Below are 3,477 nucleotides of genomic sequence, written 5' to 3'. Positions count from 1 at the left end.
TTCTTGTTATCCTAACTGAATCATTATTCGAGTTGAAAGCCAATAATACCCATGTTATCAGCTTTCAATGAAATTTATTTCGAATAATGATAAGTCGTAGTTAATTGTTTTTCAGAAAAGAAGGAATGATTTCATCTGGTTTACTTGTATTCTGAACTGGATATAATTCTTTCGGAAAGTTGCGTTCATTCCACTCTTTAACATGTTTGTCGATTGCAGCTTGAGTACTTTCTATATAAATTTGAGTCGTTTGAACAGATGCATGGCCTAGAAATGATTTAATAACCATTATCGGTACACCTGCTTCTAACATATGCTGTGCTGTGGTGTGCCTCATACAGTGCGGCGAATAACTTTTTTCTTGAAATAGATTAGGATACAGCAACTTTGCTTGTTTAACATACTTTTTGTAGATAGCTTCGACACATGAAACAGTCATGTAGTCATGGGTTTGACTTGAAAACACATAGTGATTGGGTTTATTGCTTATCTTTTTATGAACAAGATATTTTTTCAGTATTACAGCGCAATGATTGGGTATACGCACGCGACGAGCTTTTTTACCTTTTCCGATTAAGTCAATGGTTGTATTGGTATCACTGAAAGATATTTTTTTCACCTTAAGATCGCAAATTTCTTGGGCACGAGAACCAGTTGCATACATAACACTTAGCAGCAATGTATCACGTACGGCTATTTCGCTGTTCTGTCCAGGCACTGCTAGAAAAATTTTAATCTCATCCGTTGTAAATGAAACCCGTTTCTTTTTAGGTATCCTTTTATTGGGGATCGCTAAAACCGAAGTTCTAAAAGATGAGGCAGCTTCAAAGTCTCTGTTTTGAGCATACTCTGAAAATGAGTAAAGAGCCGCTAATCGTTGGTTTCTTGTAGATGGAGAACAATGTCGATCAGTCTCAAGCCACTTAAGGAATGCAGATAGCATGTTTGCATCCAGTGTTATGAATTCCAGTTCATCTGCTGGGGTTGCATGTTCGGTATACATAAATGTAATCAAGAGCTTAAAGGTTGTTTTATAGGATTTGACCGTATTTAAGCTTAGACCTTTCACTTCAACCATATAAGTATTCAGAAAGTAGTCGAGGTATTTTAGAAACGATGATAAAGTTTTACGATAACTCATAGCTCCACCTCCGGAAATAGGTGATCCGAAAAATCAGTAAAGCGAGTCATGTCGGAATCAAACATTTCACTACTGAATTTCATATATTTTTCTGTAGCTATGAGTGAAACGTGACCACAATATACAGATAGATAAGGGAAAGACAGATCAACAGTGATTCCGTTTTTTTCTAACTGTTTGAATGATAACAAGATAAAACAGTGGCGTAGACAATGGAGACATGGGCCTCTTTCATGCTTATCTTCATAACCTGATATGATTCCCAAGTACTTGAGAATAAACTTGAAGTGTTTTTGAACCACTGATGGTGACATATGGGTACCACTTCGCATGCCCGAGAATACAAATGCATCAGGCTTTAATGTTATCCCGAGAAATATACAGTACTTGTATAATGTTTCATTTAAGGTTGCATGTATTGGAACTAAACGCTGTTTGTCATGTTTAGCATTGACTATGGTCAGAACGCCATTTTCAAAGTTTACATTTTTCATCTTCAAACAAAGCACTTCATTCAGACGTAAACCAGTACTGTAAAGAACTCTGATTATCATCGGAATTTTAAGATAGATATCAGGTGTGATGAGGCCAGGACGTATAGTTTCTAGTATATCTGCATACTTTATTATGGCGTTAAGTTCTTTGTCAGAAAAGAAATATGGTATGTATGAATCTTGCTGCTTTCTGTAAGGTGGAAGATACACTGGAAGTCCTAGATTTCTCCGGTATCCCATAAAAGCTCTTAATGTTTTTAGATATCCGTTAATTGATGCGGTAGGCACCTTGTACTCTACTAACCAATCGTTAATCAGTTCTTGCGATACGATGATCTGATCAAAAGAACGAGAGCATAAAAAACGATCAAGTGATGAAAGGCGGTAATAATCTAACCTATAGGTATTCCATGCAAAAGTACTGGCTCGTAGATCCATAAATTCTATCATATTTTCTTTGAAAACGCTGTGAAAGATGAACCGCATTATCACTCACCACCTTCCAGTAAATGCTTGAAATTTCCAGATGTTGGTGGAGATGGCAGTGCACACAGCCTTAATCTGTTAAGATCTAGCTTTGCATAATTACTGATTGCGTTGGGTCCTTCGTGTCCAAGAACTCTTCTTACCGAGTTATAATCAATACCGTCATTTACCATGGAAGTGGCCAATGAAGACCGAAGGCTTTGAGGACCATGCTTTTTTCCAGATATATTTATTCCGGAATGAATGATGTTCTTCTTAACTGCAAACGAGACTACTGAATAAGAGATTTCCCTATGTGGAGCAAAAGCACAAAGAAATACAGCCTCTAGAGGAGAGTCAGGGCGTTCGTTATTGATATAATCCTGTATTGCACTTTTTATCTCTGGTATCATAAGAAGGTCTGAATGGTTACCGGTTTTGTTTTGAGTAAACACAATTCGATTATTATCGAAGTCAAGATTACTGAATTTTAGTGAGGCGATGTCTCCTGCACGGATGCCCAGTCGTGATGATAACAGTATCATTGCATAGTCTCGTTTACCGGATATAGTCTGTTTATCAACAGTTTTTTCAAGTTTCGTTATTTCTTCAGTTGTATATGTGGTTGGAACACATATAGGGTTATGAGATTTAGGGACTAAGGTTGAAAAATCATGCATTACACAGGATATAGCAAGTAAATATCTTAACATATCTTTTAGCTCAGGATAGAATTCCTGATTTTTAATCATGAATGTGGCTCTTAATACTATTGGGGCAGTCATTTCCGTGAAGCTATGACAGCCTAGTTGCGCTAGGTTGCCGCAAAAGAAATGCGCGGTCCGTTCTTTCGTCTTGATTGTCAGTGGACTATTATTGATTTTTGTACAGTAGTCAAGATAAGAGATAATATATGGGTGGAAATTATCTGATACAGATAAATCCTTTCTTGGTACAGTATAAACGTAGCCACTTCCATAATAGCAATCATCGAGACGCCGAAATACAGTCTTATAAAACTGTTTATTGTGCTTTGAAATCTCCTTCGACTCAATCTTCTCCCTATAGAATGAGATTGGAATCTTTGACGTGTAAAATGGAATGTTTTTCTGGAGCATATATTTATGTAGTTGATTGATATGTTCAGAATATAGTTGGATGGTGCTAGGCTTGTAATTGTTTTCGTGTAGTTGTTGAATGAGTTCTTTCTTTAGTTTCAAAAGTGTTACAGATTTTTGATCTGGCATAGATACATCCTCCTTAAGATATTTGATATATCTATGATACCAGTTATTATTATTCGAATAAAATACAGCCTACGCTATATGTATCAGTACTTTCAGGAGGTTAACTCGAATAATGATTCAGTTAGGATAA

Annotated in this window: 3 protein-coding genes; all 3 read right to left on the bottom strand. The window is 36.4% G+C overall.

Annotated elements, in window-relative coordinates; genetic code table 11:
- Nucleotides 1–100 precede the first annotated feature (100 nt).
- The 3 genes from P0N36_RS14780 to P0N36_RS14770 are packed head-to-tail and all read right to left on the bottom strand — an operon-like array spanning nucleotide 101 to nucleotide 3,347.
- The gene (locus P0N36_RS14780) at nucleotides 101–1,141 is read right to left on the bottom strand and encodes a tyrosine-type recombinase/integrase (RefSeq protein ID WP_275843640.1); all 1,041 of its coding nucleotides are present in this window, start codon (nucleotides 1,139–1,141) and stop codon (nucleotides 101–103) included.
- Entirely contained in the window at nucleotides 1,138–2,073 is a 936-nt protein-coding gene (locus P0N36_RS14775; RefSeq protein ID WP_275843639.1) for a tyrosine-type recombinase/integrase, read from the bottom strand. Before P0N36_RS14775 ends, P0N36_RS14780 begins: the two co-directional genes overlap by 4 nt.
- A 50-nt stretch (nucleotides 2,074–2,123) precedes the next feature.
- A complete protein-coding gene (locus P0N36_RS14770; RefSeq protein ID WP_275843638.1) occupies nucleotides 2,124–3,347 on the bottom strand; it encodes a tyrosine-type recombinase/integrase in 1,224 nt (407 codons plus the stop codon).
- Nucleotides 3,348–3,477: the final 130 nt, after the last annotated feature.

Source organism: Petrocella sp. FN5, from assembly GCF_029210395.1.
GTDB lineage: Bacteria > Bacillota > Clostridia > Lachnospirales > Vallitaleaceae > Petrocella.
The sequence above is the reverse complement of the archived record's forward strand: the minus strand, read 5'-3'. Positions and strand labels throughout refer to the sequence as shown.